The 16,019-nt window shown below is 66.3% G+C and carries 18 protein-coding genes; 8 read left to right on the top strand and 10 right to left on the bottom strand.

The features are described 5' to 3' along the window. The first annotated feature begins 187 nt into the window (after positions 1 to 187). The 3 genes from SBP01_RS15035 to SBP01_RS15045 all read left to right on the top strand — a co-directional run bounded on the left by SBP01_RS15035 (position 188) and on the right by SBP01_RS15045 (position 2,707). On the top strand, positions 188 to 988 hold the full coding sequence (locus SBP01_RS15035; RefSeq protein ID WP_275212099.1) for an ABC transporter substrate-binding protein: 801 nt from the start codon (positions 188 to 190) through the stop codon (positions 986 to 988). A 112-nt stretch (positions 989 to 1,100) separates the two neighbouring features. Continuing rightward, positions 1,101 to 1,892 (top strand): amino acid ABC transporter permease, encoded by a 792-nt coding sequence (locus SBP01_RS15040; RefSeq protein ID WP_275212098.1) that lies wholly within the window; start codon positions 1,101 to 1,103, stop codon positions 1,890 to 1,892. 11 nt (positions 1,893 to 1,903) lie between these two features. Further along, the gene (locus tag SBP01_RS15045) at positions 1,904 to 2,707 is read left to right on the top strand and encodes an amino acid ABC transporter ATP-binding protein (RefSeq protein WP_320536305.1); all 804 of its coding nucleotides are present in this window, start codon (positions 1,904 to 1,906) and stop codon (positions 2,705 to 2,707) included. 15 nt (positions 2,708 to 2,722) lie between these two features. Here the strand turns inward: SBP01_RS15045 and menD are convergent, their stop codons facing one another. The 5 genes from menD to SBP01_RS15070 all read right to left on the bottom strand — a co-directional run bounded on the left by menD (position 2,723) and on the right by SBP01_RS15070 (position 9,808). Beyond that, positions 2,723 to 4,486, bottom strand: coding sequence for a 2-succinyl-5-enolpyruvyl-6-hydroxy-3-cyclohexene-1-carboxylic-acid synthase (gene menD, locus SBP01_RS15050; protein WP_414004234.1), 1,764 nt, complete (start codon positions 4,484 to 4,486; stop codon positions 2,723 to 2,725). 182 nt (positions 4,487 to 4,668) lie between these two features. Continuing rightward, the gene (locus tag SBP01_RS15055; RefSeq protein WP_320536306.1) at positions 4,669 to 6,738 is read right to left on the bottom strand and encodes a PhoX family phosphatase; all 2,070 of its coding nucleotides are present in this window, start codon (positions 6,736 to 6,738) and stop codon (positions 4,669 to 4,671) included. 204 nt (positions 6,739 to 6,942) lie between these two features. Further along, a complete protein-coding gene (locus tag SBP01_RS15060) occupies positions 6,943 to 7,878 on the bottom strand; it encodes an o-succinylbenzoate synthase (RefSeq protein WP_320538365.1) in 936 nt (311 codons plus the stop codon). Between the two features lie 207 nt (positions 7,879 to 8,085). After that, positions 8,086 to 8,499 (bottom strand): Hpt domain-containing protein, encoded by a 414-nt coding sequence (locus tag SBP01_RS15065; protein ID WP_275213465.1) that lies wholly within the window; start codon positions 8,497 to 8,499, stop codon positions 8,086 to 8,088. Positions 8,500 to 8,791: 292 nt separating this feature from the next. After that, positions 8,792 to 9,808: a magnesium and cobalt transport protein CorA gene (locus SBP01_RS15070; RefSeq protein WP_275213464.1), complete on the bottom strand. Its 1,017-nt coding sequence runs from the start codon at positions 9,806 to 9,808 to the stop codon at positions 8,792 to 8,794. 105 nt (positions 9,809 to 9,913) lie between these two features. Between SBP01_RS15070 and SBP01_RS15075 the strand changes: the two genes are divergently transcribed. Then, positions 9,914 to 10,288: a metalloregulator ArsR/SmtB family transcription factor gene (locus SBP01_RS15075; protein ID WP_320536307.1), complete on the top strand. Its 375-nt coding sequence runs from the start codon at positions 9,914 to 9,916 to the stop codon at positions 10,286 to 10,288. Between the two features lie 44 nt (positions 10,289 to 10,332). Further along, positions 10,333 to 10,839, top strand: coding sequence for an SRPBCC family protein (locus SBP01_RS15080; protein ID WP_320536308.1), 507 nt, complete (start codon positions 10,333 to 10,335; stop codon positions 10,837 to 10,839). Between the two features lie 97 nt (positions 10,840 to 10,936). Here the strand turns inward: SBP01_RS15080 and SBP01_RS15085 are convergent, their stop codons facing one another. Continuing rightward, positions 10,937 to 11,116: a hypothetical protein gene (locus SBP01_RS15085; protein ID WP_320536309.1), complete on the bottom strand. Its 180-nt coding sequence runs from the start codon at positions 11,114 to 11,116 to the stop codon at positions 10,937 to 10,939. A 22-nt stretch (positions 11,117 to 11,138) separates the two neighbouring features. On the opposite strand from SBP01_RS15085, the gene SBP01_RS15090 reads away from it, so the two are divergent. Together SBP01_RS15090 and SBP01_RS15095 are read left to right on the top strand one after the other, a co-directional pair. Then, positions 11,139 to 11,306 (top strand): hypothetical protein, encoded by a 168-nt coding sequence (locus tag SBP01_RS15090; protein ID WP_320536310.1) that lies wholly within the window; start codon positions 11,139 to 11,141, stop codon positions 11,304 to 11,306. 247 nt (positions 11,307 to 11,553) lie between these two features. Continuing rightward, positions 11,554 to 12,462 (top strand): phosphatase PAP2 family protein, encoded by a 909-nt coding sequence (locus tag SBP01_RS15095; protein WP_320536311.1) that lies wholly within the window; start codon positions 11,554 to 11,556, stop codon positions 12,460 to 12,462. Between the two features lie 23 nt (positions 12,463 to 12,485). On the opposite strand, the gene SBP01_RS15100 is transcribed toward SBP01_RS15095, so the two are convergent. After that, positions 12,486 to 13,127: a helix-turn-helix domain-containing protein gene (locus tag SBP01_RS15100; RefSeq protein WP_320536312.1), complete on the bottom strand. Its 642-nt coding sequence runs from the start codon at positions 13,125 to 13,127 to the stop codon at positions 12,486 to 12,488. 99 nt (positions 13,128 to 13,226) lie between these two features. Between SBP01_RS15100 and SBP01_RS15105 the strand changes: the two genes are divergently transcribed. After that, the gene (locus SBP01_RS15105; RefSeq protein ID WP_320536313.1) at positions 13,227 to 14,294 is read left to right on the top strand and encodes an NAD(P)/FAD-dependent oxidoreductase; all 1,068 of its coding nucleotides are present in this window, start codon (positions 13,227 to 13,229) and stop codon (positions 14,292 to 14,294) included. Here SBP01_RS15105 and SBP01_RS15110 read toward each other — a convergent pair. The 3 genes from SBP01_RS15110 to SBP01_RS15120 are packed head-to-tail and all read right to left on the bottom strand — an operon-like array spanning position 14,282 to position 15,988. Continuing rightward, positions 14,282 to 14,755 (bottom strand): hypothetical protein, encoded by a 474-nt coding sequence (locus SBP01_RS15110; RefSeq protein WP_320536314.1) that lies wholly within the window; start codon positions 14,753 to 14,755, stop codon positions 14,282 to 14,284. The two genes, SBP01_RS15105 and SBP01_RS15110, sit on opposite strands and share 13 nt — an antisense overlap. Next, a complete protein-coding gene (locus SBP01_RS15115; protein WP_320536315.1) occupies positions 14,752 to 15,393 on the bottom strand; it encodes a signal peptidase I in 642 nt (213 codons plus the stop codon). Before SBP01_RS15115 ends, SBP01_RS15110 begins: the two co-directional genes overlap by 4 nt. After that, positions 15,383 to 15,988 (bottom strand): hypothetical protein, encoded by a 606-nt coding sequence (locus tag SBP01_RS15120; protein WP_320536316.1) that lies wholly within the window; start codon positions 15,986 to 15,988, stop codon positions 15,383 to 15,385. Before SBP01_RS15120 ends, SBP01_RS15115 begins: the two co-directional genes overlap by 11 nt. Positions 15,989 to 16,019: the final 31 nt, after the last annotated feature.

Consider the following 16,019-nt stretch of genomic DNA (forward strand, 5'->3'; position numbering starts at 1 on the left):
TTAGCGCTACCTACTTGGGCGGGGGGTCCGGGATTCCGGACACCCGCCCGCTTGGGACGCTTGCACTGGGCTCCGAAATAGTTATCCAATAGTAAAACTTAGTTTCGTGTGATGCACATCTCTCATTCGGCGATACACTATGAACCGATTTAGTACCGCATACCCCTGCAACAAAAGGTTAATAAACATGCAGCTCAAGTCCCTGGCCCAGGCCAAAATCGCCGCCAAGGCAGCAGCAATCCTCGCCGCCGGCGCCCTCACCCTCACTGCCTGCGGCGGCACCTCCGCCCCGGCAGCCTCGGAGGGCGGCGTCCAGCTCATCAACGCCGGCAAGCTCACTGTCTGCTCCGACGTCCCCTACGAACCGTTCGAATTCCAGAAGGACGGCCAGATCGTCGGCTTCGACGTGGACATCGCCAAGGAAGTCGCCAAGGACCTCAACGCCGAACTGAGCATCGTGGACAGCTCCTTCGAAGCCATCGAGACCGGAACCGCCCTGACCGGCTGCGACGTCTCCATCTCTTCGGTTTCCATCACGGACGTCCGCAAGTCCGTGATGGACTTCTCCAACCCGTACATGGATGACGACCTCACGCTGGCCGCCACCACGGCGTCCGGAATCACGGACATCAACAGCGCCAAGGGCAAGAAGGTCGGCGTCCAGCAGGCCACCACCGGCGCCAAGTACGCGTCAGAAAAGGGCATCGACGCACAGCAGTTCGAGGACAGCGGCCTCCTTGTCCAGGCCCTCCAGGCCGGCACCATTGACGCCGCCCTGGGCAACCAGTCGGTCCTCGGCTACGCCATCAAGGACGATCCCAAGTTCAAGCGCGTCGAGAACTACGCCACGGGCGAGAAGCTGGGCATCGCCATCAAGAAGGGCAACACTGCCATGGCGGACAAGGTCAACGGAACCCTGAAGCGCCTGACGGATGACGGCACGCTGAAGAAGTTCCAAACCACCTGGTTCGGCGAAGCCGCCAAGTAAAGTTCTCGGACAGAGACCTTCACAGACCTGAGAACTACGCCGCTGGGGCCCCTGATGAGCTGCACCGCAGCCCGTCCGGGGCCTCAGCCACGCAAATGAATGTGAGCACCCTATGGCAATGACCGCACGTCAACGGGCCAGAGTGAGCCTGTATGTCCAGATTGGCATCTTTGTTGTGGCCGTGGCCGCGCTGGTCCTGGCCACCGACTGGAAGACCATCGGCACCAGCGTTTTCAACTTCGGCAAGATCGGCCCGATGTTCCCGGACATCTTCCTGGTGGGCCTCAAAAACACCCTGATTTACACGTTCCTGGGCTTTGTGGTGGGCCTCTCGGGCGGCCTGCTGCTGGCCCTGATGAAGCTCTCCAGCTTCCCGCTGTACCGCTGGATCGCCACCGGTTACATCGAGTTCTTCCGCGGCGTGCCGGCGCTGCTGGTGTTCATTGCCTTCGGCTACGGTGTTCCGCTGGCGTTCGGCGTCCAGTGGAACGTGACCCTGATCGTCATGATCTCGCTGGGTATGGTCGCGTCGGCATATATCGCTGAAACCCTCCGCGCCGGCCTGCAGGCGGTGCCGAAGGGCCAGCTGGAAGCTGCCCGGTCGCTCGGCATGCCCCAGTGGCGGGCGATGGTTTCCATCGTCATTCCGCAGGCGTTCAAAATTGTGCTCCCGCCGCTGACCAACGAGGTCATCCTGCTGACTAAGGACTCCTCGCTGATCTACGTCCTGGGCCTGACCGCCTCCCAGTATGAACTGACCAAGTTCGGCCGCGACGGCATCTCCAGCCTCGGTGCCGGCCTCACGCCGCTCCTGGTGGCGGGCGCCTTCTACCTGGTCATCACCATCCCGCTGAGCCTCCTGGCCCGGAAGTTCGAAAGCCGCTCCGCGCGGACCAAGCGATAGGCAGGGAAGCCATGAACGACGTCGTAAATTCCTCCTCCGGCAGCACCAGCACCATCCATGCAGCCGGGGTTTCCATCAAAGACCTGCGCAAATCCTATGGGTCCAACGAGGTCCTCAAAGGCATCAGCCTGAACGTGGCGCCGGGCGAGGTGGTGTGCCTGATCGGGCCCTCCGGCTCCGGCAAGTCCACGCTCCTGCGCTGCGTCAACCTCCTGGAACAGCCCAATGAGGGCGCCATTCACGTGGGCGGCTTCGAAGCCACTGACCCCGACGTGGACATCGATAAGATGCGCCGCAAGGTGGGCATGGTGTTCCAGCAGTTCAACCTGTTCCCGCACCTGAACGCCACGGCGAACTGCACCATCGCCCAGACCAAGGTCCTGAAGCGTTCCCAGGAAGAGGCCAACAAGGTGGCCAAGCACAACCTGGAGCGCGTGGGACTGGGCCACCTGGCCGACCGTTTCCCGGACCAGCTGTCCGGCGGCCAGCAGCAGCGTGTGGCGATTGCCCGCGCGCTGAGCATGGACCCGGAGCTGATGCTCTTCGATGAGCCCACCTCCGCGCTGGACCCCGAGACCGTGGGCGATGTCCTCTCGGTCATGCGGAACCTGGCCAAGGAAGGCATGACCATGCTGGTGGTCACGCACGAGATGGGCTTTGCCCGCGAAGTGGCGGACCGTGTGGTGTTCATGGATGGCGGCGTGGTGGTTGAGGAAGGCGTGGCCGAGCAGGTCATTTCCGCTCCCACCCAGGCCCGCACCAAGGAATTCCTTCGCCGCGTCCTGGATCCGACCCACATCGAGATCGAAGAGTAGGCCGGGAGTCGCGAGCTAGCCGCCGAGAACGCCCGTCACCGCTGCAGATACGGCGGCCCGGATCCGGGCATGCAGGTCCCGCAGGCCCACCCGGTCCGTCCGGACCTCCACGATGCTGCGGCCTTTGAGGGGCGCGGCAAGCGCTTCGGCCAGGCCCGCCGTCGTACTGACCGAGCAGTGCCCGACGCCGTACGCTGCGGCGAGTGCCGCAATGTCCACTGCGTGCGGGGTGCTGAAGAGGCGTTCGACGGCGTCCGGGTAGCCGCCCGCTTCGCGCACCGCGCCGTGCTCGAGGAGGTCAAAAATCGCCCCGCCGGCGTCGTTGAGCACCACGATCCGCAGGTCGGGCACCGCCTCGCCCGGGCCGAGAAGCAGGCCGCCGGCGTCGTGCAGGAAAGTCACGTCGCCGAGCAAAAGGGTGGTTCGCTGGCGGCCGCCGAGTGCGATTCCGGTGGCGGTGGAGATGGTGCCGTCGATCCCGGCGAGGCCGCGGTTGGCGTAGACCGTGGCCGCGGGTTCCGCGGCGGGCAGGCCGGCGAGATCGACGTCGCGGATGCCGTTCGAGGAGCCCAGCACCAACTGCCCGCGGGACTGGGCCCAGACCAACGCGCCCGTGGCCGGGCCGAGCGCAGCGTGTTCACCAGCCAGAACCCCGTCGAGGGCGTGCTGCGCGGCCGACCCCGCCAGCAGCCAGGTGTCCAGCCAGTCGGACGGGCCGCGTCCCGCAAAATCTGCGAGGTCGGCCAGGCTTTCCAAAGGCAGTTCGGTGCGCCGGCCGGGCTCGTACCAGGCCACCGGAACCGGCTGGTACAGGGCGGACGGCACGTCGGCCCGGGCCAGCAGCGCAGAAACCGGCCGGGACAGCGTGGGCCGGCCGAAGAGCACCACGCGCTCGATGGGCTGCGCCGCGTCCGGTCCGAAGTGGGACAGCAGCAGCCGGTACGGGCCCACGGCGTTCGGCCCGAAACGGGCGTTGGAGGACGGCTCCGCCAGCAGCGGCAGGCCGTGGGCGCGGGCGAACGCTTCGGCCACCGGACCGGCGTCGTGCCCCGCCAGCACCACGGTACGGCGCTCCCCGAGGGAGGAGGCGGCGGGCGGCAGGTTCATGGTGAGCGGCTCGGTGGCGACGCGGAATTTGGACCGCCCGGCCGCCGTCGGAAGCTGCTCCCCCGGCCGAGGCACCAGCGGGTCGCGGAAGGACAGGTTCAGCTGGACCGGGCCGGGAGCGAGGTCGGAGAACGCGCCGGTGGCGGCGGAAATGGCTGTTTCCACGGCCCGGAGCGGGCTGCTGCCGGCAGGGACGTCAGCCGCGAACCGGACGTGCTCGCCGAACAGGTCCAGCTGGATGGTGGTCTGGTTGGCGCCGGTACCCAGCAGTTCCTCGGGCCGGTCGGCGGACAGCACCACCAGCGGGACCGCCGCGTGGTTCGCCTCCATCACGGCCGGCATGAGATTCCCGACGGCGGTCCCGGACGTCGTGAGGACGGCCGCCGGGGAGCCGGTGGACAGGGCAAGTCCGAGCGCTGTGAAGCCGGCGGACCGCTCGTCGATCCGGACCAGCAGCTCCACCTGCCCCGCCGCGGACGCTTCGGCCAGCGCATACGCCATGGGTGCCGAGCGCGACCCCGGCGAGACCACCACGTACTCCACACCGTCGTCGACCAATGCCCCGACGGCGATCCTGGCCGCCTCGAGCGACGTCAGCGAAGGCGCGGCCTCCGGGGAATCTGCGTCGTCAACATGGGAGGCGTCCGGGGCGGGGTCATTCAGCGAAGTCACCGAACCAGTCTGCCACCCCCGGACGCTCTCTCACTTAATGTCGCTTTAAACCAAACGCTCTATCACTGCCCTCCGCCGCAGCAGAGGTAAGTGATAGAGCGTTGGTCAAAAACCCGCATTAAGTGAGAGAGCGTCCCACCGGGAGGGGTGCGTCCCACCGGGAGGGGTGCGTCGCGGGAGGGCTAGCCGCGGAACACCTGGATCACGGACGGGCGGGGCGCGCGCACCTGGCCGCGTGCCGGCGTCGCACCTTCAGCAACGTAGTCCGGGAAGAAGGAGCGCTGGGCAGCGAACGATCCATCTTCGCCCGGGTGCTGCACGGAAACGAAGACGGTCCGCTCGTCGTCGTGCACGATGGGGCCGCAGGTTTCGGCTTCACGCGGGACGGCGAGGAACTGTTCCACTTTGCCGCGCTCGGCGCCGTCGAGGGTGACCTTGAAGAGGCCGTCGGCCCTCTGGATGGCCGACGGCGCGCCGTCGGTGGAGATCCAGAGGTTGCCCACGGAGTCGAATGCGAGGTTGTCCGGGCAGGAGATGGGCGAGACCTGGTCCACCGGGAAGCCGGAGAAGTAGGTGACGTCGCCCTGGGCCGGATCGCCACAGACCATGAGCAGGTTCCACGTGAACTTGGTGGAGGTCTGATCGCCCGTCTCGGTGATTTCCACGATGTGTCCGTCGCGGTTTTCGTTGCGAGGGTTGATCTCGGTGGCGCCTTCCTTGCCCACCTTGCCGCGGTCCGAGTTGTTGGTGCAGGCCACGTAGACCTTGCCGGTCAGGAGGCTCGGCTCCACATCCTCGCAGCGGTCCATCTTGGTGGGGCCCACCTTGTCGGCGGCGAGACGGGTGTAAACCAGGACCTGATCCACGGACATGCCGGGGACGGCGGACGCGCCATCCACAACCAGGGGCAGCCACTCGCCGGTGCCGTCGAAGCCGCCGTCGGCCGGAACCGTGCCCTTGCCGTCAATCTCGGCGGCCGGGGAGCTTCCGGTGAATTTGGCCACGTACAGGTTGCCGGCGGAGAGCAGCGTCATGTTGTGCTTGCGGTCGCCCTCCCGGTACTTGTCCTTGGACACGAACTTGTAGAGGTAGTCAAAGCGCTCGTCGTCACCGGAGTACGCCACAACATGGCCGGATTCGGCGATGATCACGTTGGCGCCCTCGTGCTTGAAGCGGCCCAGCGCGGAGTGCTTCTTGGGTGTGGAGGTGGGATCAAACGGGTCAACTTCCACGATGTAGCCGAAGCGGTTGGCTTCATTCTCGTAGCCGGCGTTCCGGGTGTCGAAGCGGGGGTCGTCCAGCTCCCACTTGCGGGCCGTCGCCTTCGAGCTCAGGCCGTAGCGCTTGTCCTCGGCGGATACGCCCGGGGACACGAAGTAGCCGTTGAAGTTTTCCTCGCCCGAGAGGATGGTGCCCCACGGTGTGGTGCCGCCGGCACAGTTGCCCAGGGTGCCCTTGATCTTGCTGCCGCTGGGGTCCGCCACGGTCTTGACCAGCGCGGAGCCGGCCACCGGCCCGGTCAGCTCGTAGACGGTGTTGTTCAGGTAGCGGCGGTTCAGGGGCGCGCCCTTGACGTAGTTCCACGGCTTGGTGGTGTTCTTGCGCTCCAGCTCGACCACGCTGAGGCCGTGTGCGGCCTGGCCGACAGCGCGGACGTCCGCAGCGGGCATGGTGGCCGGGAACATGATGTTCTCGTTGGTGTATTCATGGTTCGCGAACAGCAGCGCGCGCCGGCCCTTGGTGTCAGGGATTTCGATGATGGAAGAGTAGTCGTTGTTGTAACCGAACTGCTTCTCCTGCGCGGCGGCCGTCTGGTTGTTCAGATCGAACTCAGGCGTGCCGTTGAAGATGGGGTCGCCCCAGCGGATCACCGGCTGCCAGGTGAAGCCTTCGGGGACGGTGACGGCGTCGACCGCGGCATCGATGGATGCGATCGGCGTGAACTTCAGCTTCGAGCTGCTGAAGCCTTCCTTTGCGGCCTTGGACAGGCCGGCGGCGGATGCGGGTTCGGCCGAGGTAACGGCGCTGCCGAGTACGACGGCGAGCGCACCGGCGGCGCCGAAGCCCAGGGCGGCGCGGCGGGACATGGTGGCGGACGCAATGTCGCGGAAGTAACTGTTCGAGCTGGTGTTGCAGACATCGCTGGCGCAGGCGTTGTCGCACTTCAGGGCGCAGGTGACGGCACTGCGCTTACCCTTCGTGTGGCCAAGCATGGGCAGCAGGTTGAACTTGCGGTTTGTCGTTTCAGACAAGGTTATGCCTCCAATAGGACGATCGGGTCCCGCTCACCCTGCCAGCCGGTTCCGACCCGCAGCCGTCAGCCAGGTGAAGTTACGGTTAACCGCTGATGACCTGCAGAAACTGCGAGAGCGTTGCCCAAAAACCCACGTTAAGTGAGGAAGCGTTGCCCAAAAACCCGCGTTAAGTGAGAGAGCGTTGCAGGGGGCGTCAGGGGGCTAGGGGGTTGCAGCGAGGGTGGCGTGGACTCGGCGGAGGCGGTCCAGCCACCAGTCGCGGCGGTCGGCGGGGGCGGCATAGCGCGAAAGCAGCCCGGAATCGGCGGCGACGTCGCGGACCCGGATGGCGCCGTCGTCGGCCACCAGCGGATCCAGGGTGATGTCAGAGGTGAACAGTGAGACTGTCCCCAGCCCGCATGCGTACGGCAACTCCGGCAGCGAGGCCGCCAGGGCCAGGCCAGCGCGGATGCCCACCGACGTGTCCAGCGCGGAACTGACGACGGCGGGCAGCCCGGCCTGTGCCACGATGTCCAGGGCGCGGCGCACTCCCCCGAGCGGTGCGACCTTCACCACCAGCAGATCGGCGGCGCCGGCGCGCGCCACGCGCAGGGGGTCGGATTCCTTCCGCACACTTTCGTCGGCGGCGATCAGCACCGGCGTCCCGGCGTCCCGCAACCGGCGCCGCACCTCCGCCAGCCCCTCGATGGAGGGCACGGGCTGCTCAGCGTATTCAAGCCCGACGTCGGCGAGCCGGGTCAGTGCCTCGACCGCGGCGGGCACGTCCCAGCCGCCGTTGGCGTCGACGCGGATGGCGGCGTCGGGAAGGGCGGCGCGGACGGCGGCAACCCGGGCGGCGTCGTCGTCGAACGCCTGCCCGCGTTCGGCCACTTTGATCTTGACGGCATCAACCCGGCCGAAACGGGCCAGAACTTCGGGCACCCGGTCCGCGGAGACGGCGGGAACGGTGGCGTTGACTGGAATGACCCGCCGGACCGGCGCGGGGAATCCCTGCCAGCCGGCTTCGATGGCGGCAGCCAGCCAGCGGGAGGCCTCGGCGTCGTCATATTCGGGGAACGGGCAGAACTCAGCCCAGCCAACGGGTCCCTGCAGCAGAAGGGTCTCGCGCAGCGTGATGCCGCGGAACTTCACCCGCATCGGCAGGCTCACCACGTGCGCGGAGGCGAGCAGCTCCTCGACGGCCGGCAGCGGAAACTGCAGTGACCATGACACAGACGATGGAAGTGAGGGCGGCTGTGCGCGCGGGACCGAGGAAGGCATGCGTTTACTGTACAAGCGCCCCCTGACAAGTCCCGAGCGCAGGAGCCGGGATCCGGAAGCCAGGAGCCGGAAGCCGGCAGCGGCCTACTTCCTGCCCGGGGCCGAATCGAGGTACCGCTGCAGCAGATCCGAGGTCTGCCGGCCGCACTTCATGATCGTTTTGAGGTGGGCCGCTGCCAGCCGGGGCAGCACGTCCTCCGGTGCACCCTGGCGGCCCTCGGTTCGAACCAGCCGCTCCAGCCCCAAGGCAAATTGCGCAAGGCGTTCGGCGCCCACCATCTGGCTCGAGGTCTTCAGGCTCAGCACTGCATCGAGGCTGCCGGGGAGGTCGCCGGTGGTCAGGGCCAGGCGCAGTTTTTCGGTCCGCTGCGGCAACTGCGCGATGAAATTCCGAACGAAGACCTTCCAGACGCCTTCGTCGTCATCGAGTTCGTCACGGAGCCTGTCCAACGCGGCCGGGTCCAGGAGCGGCAGGGCGTTGGCGTCGTCCTGGGTCATGTCCTGAAATGGGTGGGGGGCGCCCCACCCGGCAGATCTTCAAGGAGGGATTCCGCGAGCGCGCGGACCACGGACACGGCACGGCGGGCCGCAGCCTGGATCCGCGGCCGGCGCACGGGTAGCTCGAAACTCATGACGTGACCCCCATCAAACGCAGTGCCTGACATCCCGGAGGATCCTCCACAAACGCTAGGCGGCGGAGGGGAAGGCCGCACGAGTAGTCAGTACTCGAGTTCTCAGCAGGGCAACACTAGGGGTGCTGACCACCACGCGGACAGGCAGGGAGGTGCGCCTAGATCCACTTGTTGTGTTTGAAGGTGAGGTAGAGGACAACGCCCATGGCAAGCATCAGGCCCAGGGCATAGGGGTAGCCGAAGGGCCAGTCGAGCTCGGGCATGACACGGAAATTCATACCGTAGATGGATGCCACCAGCGTGGGCGCGAACAGGATGGCCGCCCACGACGAAATGCGTTTGACCTCCTCGTTCTGCCGGTAACTGGACTCGGTGAGGTTCTTCATCTCGTCGTTCTGCCGCTGGGCCACCAGGGCGGCGTTCACGGCGAGCGCGTTCTGCAGCAGGGCGCGGAAGGCGGCCACGCGTTCGTTGAGGCGGATGATGTGGTCCAGCACGTCGCGGTAGTGGTCCTGGAGTTCCGGTTCCTTGTCCCGTCCCGGGGTGCCCGCCATAAGGGCCTGCAGGATGCCGGCGAGCGGGCTGGTGGCGCGCTGGAAGGTGATGACCTGCCGGGAGAGCTCGTAGATGCGGCGTGAGACGTCCGGGTCGGCGCCGAAGAGGTCGTCCTCGATCTCGTCGATGTCGTTTTCCAGCCCGGCCGCCACCGGTTCGTACTCGTCCACCACCTGGTCCAGGATGCCGTAAAGCACAGCGTCCGGGCCGAGGGCGAGGAAGTCGGGCATGCCTTCCATCCGGCGCCTGACCCTGGCGAGGTCCGGGGACTCTGCGTGACGGACGGTGACCACGTAGTCGGAGCCCACAAAGACGTGGATCTCACCGAAGTCCACCTTTTCGACGTCGTCCAGGTAGCGTGCGGGCCGGAGCACCAGGAAGAGGTCTTCACCGTAGTGTTCGAGTTTGGCGCGCTGGTGGCCGGCGAGCGCGTCTTCAACGGCGAGGTGGCTGAGGTCGAATTCCTCGGCCACGGAGCGGAGTTCGTCAGCATCCGGCCGGTAGAGCCCGATCCAGGCCATCCCCTCGCGCTGCCGGAGCAGGAAGTAGGTCTCGTCGAGGTCCTCGGGGTCTGCGGTGCGTACGCCGTTCACGTACACCGCGTTGTCGATGATGGTCACGGCCGCGCCTCCTTTGGACACTCTCCTGTGGGTGACGTTAGACCTTCCGGGCGTCGAACCCAAGAGGCCTTCCAACACATATCTATATGGATATACAATTGCCGCATGGCACGGGCAGCAACAACGGCGGACACCTTCAACGCGGTGGCCGAGCCGCGCCGCCGGGAAATCCTGGACGCTCTCGTCCACGGTGAGCGTCCGGTGGGCGAGTTGGTGGACCTTCTGGGGCTGGCCCAGCCGCATGTGTCACGGCACCTGCGCGTCCTGCGGGAAGTGGGCGCGGTGGAGGTGCGCCACGACGGCCGGCAGCGCGTTTACCGGCTGAATCCGCTGGCCCTGAAACCCATCCACGACTGGGCCGCCAGCTACCGGCACCTCTGGGACGAGCGCTTCGGTCTACTCGAGGACGTGCTGGCGGACCTCAAAGACGAAGACCTCAAAGACGAAGGTCCCGACGACGAAAATCCCCGAGAGCACTGAGAACGAGAGCACTAGGAACGAGAGCACTGAGAAGGAGTACGGCAATGGCACAGGCCAGCAGCACCATGGACGTGACGTTCCCCAGCGACACGGAAATCCTGATCACCCGCACAGTCAGCGCGCCCCGGCACCTCGTCTACCGGGCCTGGACCACCCCTGGCCTGGTCCGGCGATGGTGGCCGGGCCGGCGCGGCGAGATGACCGTGGCGGACATGGACTTCCGCGTGGGCGGGGCCTGGCGGTACGTGATGGTGGCGCACGGCGGGTTCGAGGTGGCCTTTCACGGCATCTACCGTGAGATCGTCCCGAACGAACGGATCGTCCACACCGAGGTAATGGAACTGCCGGGCACGGCGCCGGACAGCGAGGACGGCGCCGTCCTGAATACGGTCACCTTTGAAGCGGCCGACGGCGGCGCCACCGTCGTGCGGATCCGCACCGATGCGGGCAGCAGGGAAGTCCGGGACATGATTGCCCAGTCCGGCATGGACGGCGGGGTGCGCGAGCAGTTCGAGATCATTGAGGAGCTGGCGGCGCAGGCCCCCGCCTGACACGTCAGCGTCACCCCCACAAACCAACGCGGGGTCACTTTCCGCCCGATAAACGTCGATTATTGAGCGGGGAGTGACCCCGCGTTCCGTGTGGAATTCAGCCGTACCACCAGGCGAGGATCCGGCTGCAGCGCAGGGTTGCCCACCGACTGGGCTCTCCCGGGACGTCGAGGGCGAACCACTCCCGCCCCGGATAGCCGCGATACGCGGACCACGTCACGGCGGCCGACCGGGTTTCCTCCAGCACAGCCACGGCCCCGGCCCAGCCGGGGGTCACGGGCGGCATCCCGGGCGCGGAAGTGCTCCAGGCCGCGGACGATGTCGAAGTGCCACTGCGGCGGGAAAGGAAACCGGCGGAAGGCGGAATTCGCTGGTTTTCCAGTGTGGTGGGAGAGGAACAGCTGGTGGTCGAGGAAAAACTGCTGACCGCGCCCGGCGGCGGCCCGGATATCACATTTCCCGCCTGACGCCTGGTACGCGGCCAGGCCGTCCAGGAGGCTGATGCTCGTGTGGAAGGAACCGTGGCGGGAGCCCGTACGGACGGTGGCTGTCCCGGCACCAGCCCGAGCCATTGCAGGAACAGCAGCGTGTACATGGTGGAGGTCCACTTGGGCTTTTGGCCCGCGGCGCACCGGACCGAGACCAGGCCCGGCCGGGCAAACCAGTACCAGGGGCTCGTCGGGTCCTCACAGAATTCTGTGACAGGCTTAAGTGATGACCCTGTCGAAGCCCGCGCGCATCAGCACCCCCGCACGCCCTGCCCCGGGTTCCGGCTTTATGTTCTTTTTCGCCACGCTCGCCTGCGTGGTGGGTCTGATCGCCACGTACTACTACTTCGTCCGGACCACCACCGGCCAGTTCATTGACGAATCTGCCCTGGTGGAGGCCGTGGACATCCACGGACCCGCGGGCAAGGCGTCCACCCGGTTCCTGGACTGGCTGCCCGTCATCTCCCTGGTGATGGCCGCCGTCGTGGTTCTGTTCGTCACGGTGATCCGGCGGCGGTGGGTGGCCGCGGGGATTGCCCTTACCGCGTGCGTCGGCGCGAACATCGCCACGCAGGTCCTGAAGGATCTATTGCCGGCACGGCCGGACACCGGCGTGGTGACCCTGGAGCTGAATTCCCTGCCGTCCGGTCACACCACGCTGGCGGCGTCGGCTGCGGCGGCGGTGTTCCTGATGTCCTCGCCGCGGTGGCGTCCGTTCGTTGGTTTTGCCGGCGGCACGTTCGCGATCGCCTCCGGGGCGTCCACGCTGCTCAACCAGTGGCACCGGCCGGCCGATGTGGTGGCGGCCTTCCTGCTGGTGGGCGCGTTCATGATCCCCGCCGGATGGCTGATCATCCGGCATGGCGGAAGCTGGAATGTGTGGGACGGCTTCGGCAGGCATGTTGGTTCGGCGCGGATCTGGGTGAAGCTGCCGGTGCTGATCGGGCTGGCCTCGGCGGCCGTGGCCGTGTTTTCGCTCGCTAAAATTGCCCCGGGTCCGCTGCAGGAAGGCAGCACCACCAATTATTTCTGGGCCGGCATCGCACTGATCGTCATCGCCGGGTATCTTGCAACTGTCGCCACCACCTCGCTGTTCGCGTACGCCGCACGACGCCGGGACGCGCCGGGGCGCTAACTGTCGCCTTCGCTGCCGGCCAGTTAGGCGAGCGCGGCCCCCAGCGAGCGGACCAGCCAGTCACGATAGGCCTTTACGGACCAGCCGGCCTCCCCCACGAGGGTGCGGTACGCCTGCGGGTGCCCCAGGGACCAGATGGCGGCGGCAGCATCGGCGTCGGACATTCCGGACGTGAGCCCGCCGCGCGCCCGGACCGCGGCGGCCGCTTCCCCGTAGCGCTCCAGCCGCTGCAGCGCCCGCGCGGTCTGCAGCTTCTCCGCGGCGGGGTCCACGGCGGCCGCCTGCGCGATGACCGCAACCACCGGTCCGGTGCGCCGGTGGACCTCCACAAACCAGTCGGCAAGGACGGCGATGAGGGCGTCGAAGTCGGCAGCTTCCGCGGTCCGCTTCCGCATCAGTTCCAGAACGTTCGACGGCGAGTGCGGGCCTGATGCGGCAGCGTCCAGAACCGCGGAGAGCAGCGCCGCCTTGTTTCCGACGGAGTTGTAGACGGTCTGCAGCGCCACCCCGCTCTCCGACGCGATGGCCTCGATGGTGGTGGGCACGTACCCCTGTTCGGCGAAGAGCCGCCCGGCCACAGCAACAATCAGCTCGCGGGTTTCAGCGGCCTGCACGGCCCGGCGGCTGGTCCTCGGGGCGCGGGAAGCGGAGGCTGCTGCAGTCATAGAAAATAGACTAGCCCTCCAGTCACTGGAATGCTATTCTAATGAAATCCGCAGGGCATCCAGACAGGACGTGCCCCGGGTTTGGCGAAGGAGCCATCAATGGATTCCCAGACTTTGGATGTTGTGGTGATCGGGGCAGGCCAGGCTGGACTGGCGGCGGGCCGCTTCCTGAAAGAGGCCGGCGTGGAGTTCACCATTCTGGAGAAATCAGGCCGCGTGGGTGATGTGTGGCGGAACCGGTGGGATTCGCTGCGCCTCTTTACGCCGGCACGTTACTGTGCTTTGCCCGGCCTGAAGTTTCCGGCGGCGGGCGGCAGCTTTCCGGGGAAGGATGCCGTCGCCGATTATCTGGCGGCGTATGCGGCCCGCTTCGAATTGCCCGTGCGGACGGGCGTGCGAGTCCTGGCGGTCCGCCGTGTGGACGATGCCTTTGAACTGCAGACCAGCGCCGGGGAGTTGCGGGCGCGCAGTGTCATCGCCACGCCGGGTGCCAACTCGACGCCTTTAGTCCCCGCGGCCGGGCAGGCCCTGGATCCTTCGATCCATCAGCTGCACAGCAATGAATACCGCGGCCCGTCGGAGCTCCCGGCCGGTGCCGTGATGGTGGTGGGTGCCGGGACGTCGGGAGTGGAAATCTCCCTGGAACTTGCCCAGAGCAGGCCGGCACGATCGGTATACCTCGCAGGAAAGCCCACCCGCCACATCCCGGATGCCGTGTTCCGCTTCGCCGGGCCGTTGTACTGGCGCCTGGTGAATTCGCTGCTCACCCTGGATACCAAGCCCGGCAGGAAAGTGGCTGCGGGATTCCACAAGCAAGGTGCACCGCTGATCCGTGTGTCGGTGAAGGACGCGGAACGGGCAGGGGTGGTCCGTCTCCCCCGCCTCCAGGGGTCCGGGGATGTGCCGGCTGACGTCCGGACCATCATCTGGGCCACGGGCTACCGGCCTGCTTTTGACTGGATCGAGGGACTCCCGCTGGACGCAGACGGCTGGCCTGCCACGAAGCGGGGCGTTGTTCCGGAGCTGCCGGGACTGTACTTCGTGGGCATGCCGTTCCAGTACGCGCTGACGTCCGGCCTGATTGGCGGCGTGGGCCGTGATGCCAAGTACGTAGTGGACTACCTGGCAGCCCACCAGCGAACGATGAGTTGGGCTCAGGAACAGTAGATTTTGCCGTTGCTCGTTCCGATGTCCAAGCGCACGGTGGTCTCGGCCAGCGCCTGGGGCTGGTTGGCAAATGAAGCTGTCAGCCGGACGCTGACAGGGCTTATTCCGGCACTCGCGGTCAGAAGGCTCGAGTCGCCCCGGAGTTGGATGGTTCCGGTGGAGCTGAGGGGGGTGACAGCGGTCCCGGCACCGTAGGTGCCATCAGCTTTTTTGACCGAAAGGGCCAGGGCAGTGGGAGTTCCGGAGAAGGCATAGGCGAGGTCCACGAACTTGTCGGCGCTATCAACCCGGGAGCAGATGAGCTGTCCTGGCCATGTGCCGTCGGCAGTCACCGTCATGGTGGCGGTGGCCGACTGTTGCCACAGTGCCGAGGCCGACGCCCCGCCCGCACCCAGGAGCACGGTCAGTACAAAGGCCCCGATCGCGGGCAGGAGTCCTGGTATGCGGCGGGGCGTTTTCACGCGGCATCTCCCGCGGCATCGTTGGATGACCGCCCGCGGCCACGGATGCCCTTGATGACCAGCAGCCCGCCGTATCCAATCAGGCCGGCTGCAGCGAGCGTGGTCCACATGTTGCGGTCGGCGTTACCCAAAGCATTGGCTACGTAACCGACGTACGGGACGGCGTAGAACAGTTTGCCCTTGACCTGTATTTCACGGACGGGTTCGGCATCATTGGCACCGTTGTTATCACCCTTGGTAATGAGAGTCTTCTCCCCTTCCTGGGTTGCAGCGAATCCCACGATGCGGTGGGTCTCCACCTCGGGCCGTGCGGAATGCAGCTGGAAGGTGACGACGTCGCCGTACTTGAGTTCATCGAACGCCACCGGCTTCATCACCAGAAAGGTACCCGGCGGGAACTTCGGCGCCATGGAGTTGGTCAAAACGGTAAACGCCTCCGACCCAGTGGCACGGGGAACAACGATCAGCACCAGCGCGGCGAACACGGCCATCATGAGGACAGCCATATTCAAGATGCGTCCCGCCGTGGCCCAGACGCTGCCGCGGACTGGCGTGGCAGCAGCATTAGCAGCAACTGCCGAACGGTTGCGGCGAAGGGCGGAGCCGCCGTGGTGAAAGAAGGACAGGTCAGCAGCCACTGGGCACCCCACAAAGCTGCCGCGCTGTGAGCGTCAACGAGATATTCACGGCTTTGCCTTTCATGGCGGGAGGAGTGGCGGGATCAAGTGTGACCTGAAGGCAGAGCACGGTACCCGTTCCTTTCGGGACGGCGGCGGACGTCATACCCGCCACCGTGGTGATTTCTGTGTACCCGGTGGTACCGCAGCTGGCTGGCGTTGGGGCGAATTTTCCGTTGACCTTCAGATACTGCGAAAGTGTTCCGGAGCCGGCAGGCATCAAGCTGGGGTTTTCAGCGGTAATGCTGGTGTTGAACGTTCCACCCGCATTGGTATTGTTGCCGGCCACTACGCTCGCATATGCCGACGCTCCGGGGGCAAGTGTGGCGGACTGGGTGAGATTGATCGTTGCGGCCCCTCCGGGAACGGTCATGGTGGTCACGTTCCCGGAGGGACTTCCTGTGAGGCTGACATCGAACGACGCCGAGGACACCGTGCCCGGGGTGGTGGAGGTGCTGGCGTTCCACAGGGAGTAGGTGCCATGGACCGTCAGCAGTCCTAGGAACACCGCCGCTGCAATGAGCAACCCTGCCCGCAGCGTCCGCGGGAGCCGCATCGTTCCTCCTGATCCTGGTCCGTCTTTTCCG

Source organism: Pseudarthrobacter sp. IC2-21, assembly GCF_034048115.1.
Taxonomy (GTDB): domain Bacteria; phylum Actinomycetota; class Actinomycetes; order Actinomycetales; family Micrococcaceae; genus Arthrobacter; species Arthrobacter naphthalenicus.

Excerpts from the sequence above, each read along its gene's own strand:
- SBP01_RS15035 (WP_275212099.1), top strand. The coding sequence starts at position 188 with ATGCAGCTCAAGTCCCTGGCCCAGGCCAAAATCGCCGCCAAGGCAGCA.
- SBP01_RS15040 (WP_275212098.1), top strand. The coding sequence starts at position 1,101 with ATGGCAATGACCGCACGTCAACGGGCCAGAGTGAGCCTGTATGTCCAG.
- SBP01_RS15045 (WP_320536305.1), top strand. The coding sequence starts at position 1,904 with ATGAACGACGTCGTAAATTCCTCCTCCGGCAGCACCAGCACCATCCAT.
- SBP01_RS15060 (WP_320538365.1), bottom strand. The coding sequence starts at position 7,878 with ATGCGGGTGAAGTTCCGCGGCATCACGCTGCGCGAGACCCTTCTGCTG.
- SBP01_RS15065 (WP_275213465.1), bottom strand. The coding sequence starts at position 8,499 with ATGACCCAGGACGACGCCAACGCCCTGCCGCTCCTGGACCCGGCCGCG.
- SBP01_RS15075 (WP_320536307.1), top strand. The coding sequence starts at position 9,914 with ATGGCACGGGCAGCAACAACGGCGGACACCTTCAACGCGGTGGCCGAG.
- SBP01_RS15080 (WP_320536308.1), top strand. The coding sequence starts at position 10,333 with ATGGCACAGGCCAGCAGCACCATGGACGTGACGTTCCCCAGCGACACG.
- SBP01_RS15095 (WP_320536311.1), top strand. The coding sequence starts at position 11,554 with ATGACCCTGTCGAAGCCCGCGCGCATCAGCACCCCCGCACGCCCTGCC.
- SBP01_RS15100 (WP_320536312.1), bottom strand. The coding sequence starts at position 13,127 with ATGACTGCAGCAGCCTCCGCTTCCCGCGCCCCGAGGACCAGCCGCCGG.
- SBP01_RS15105 (WP_320536313.1), top strand. The coding sequence starts at position 13,227 with ATGGATTCCCAGACTTTGGATGTTGTGGTGATCGGGGCAGGCCAGGCT.
- SBP01_RS15120 (WP_320536316.1), bottom strand. The coding sequence starts at position 15,988 with ATGCGGCTCCCGCGGACGCTGCGGGCAGGGTTGCTCATTGCAGCGGCG.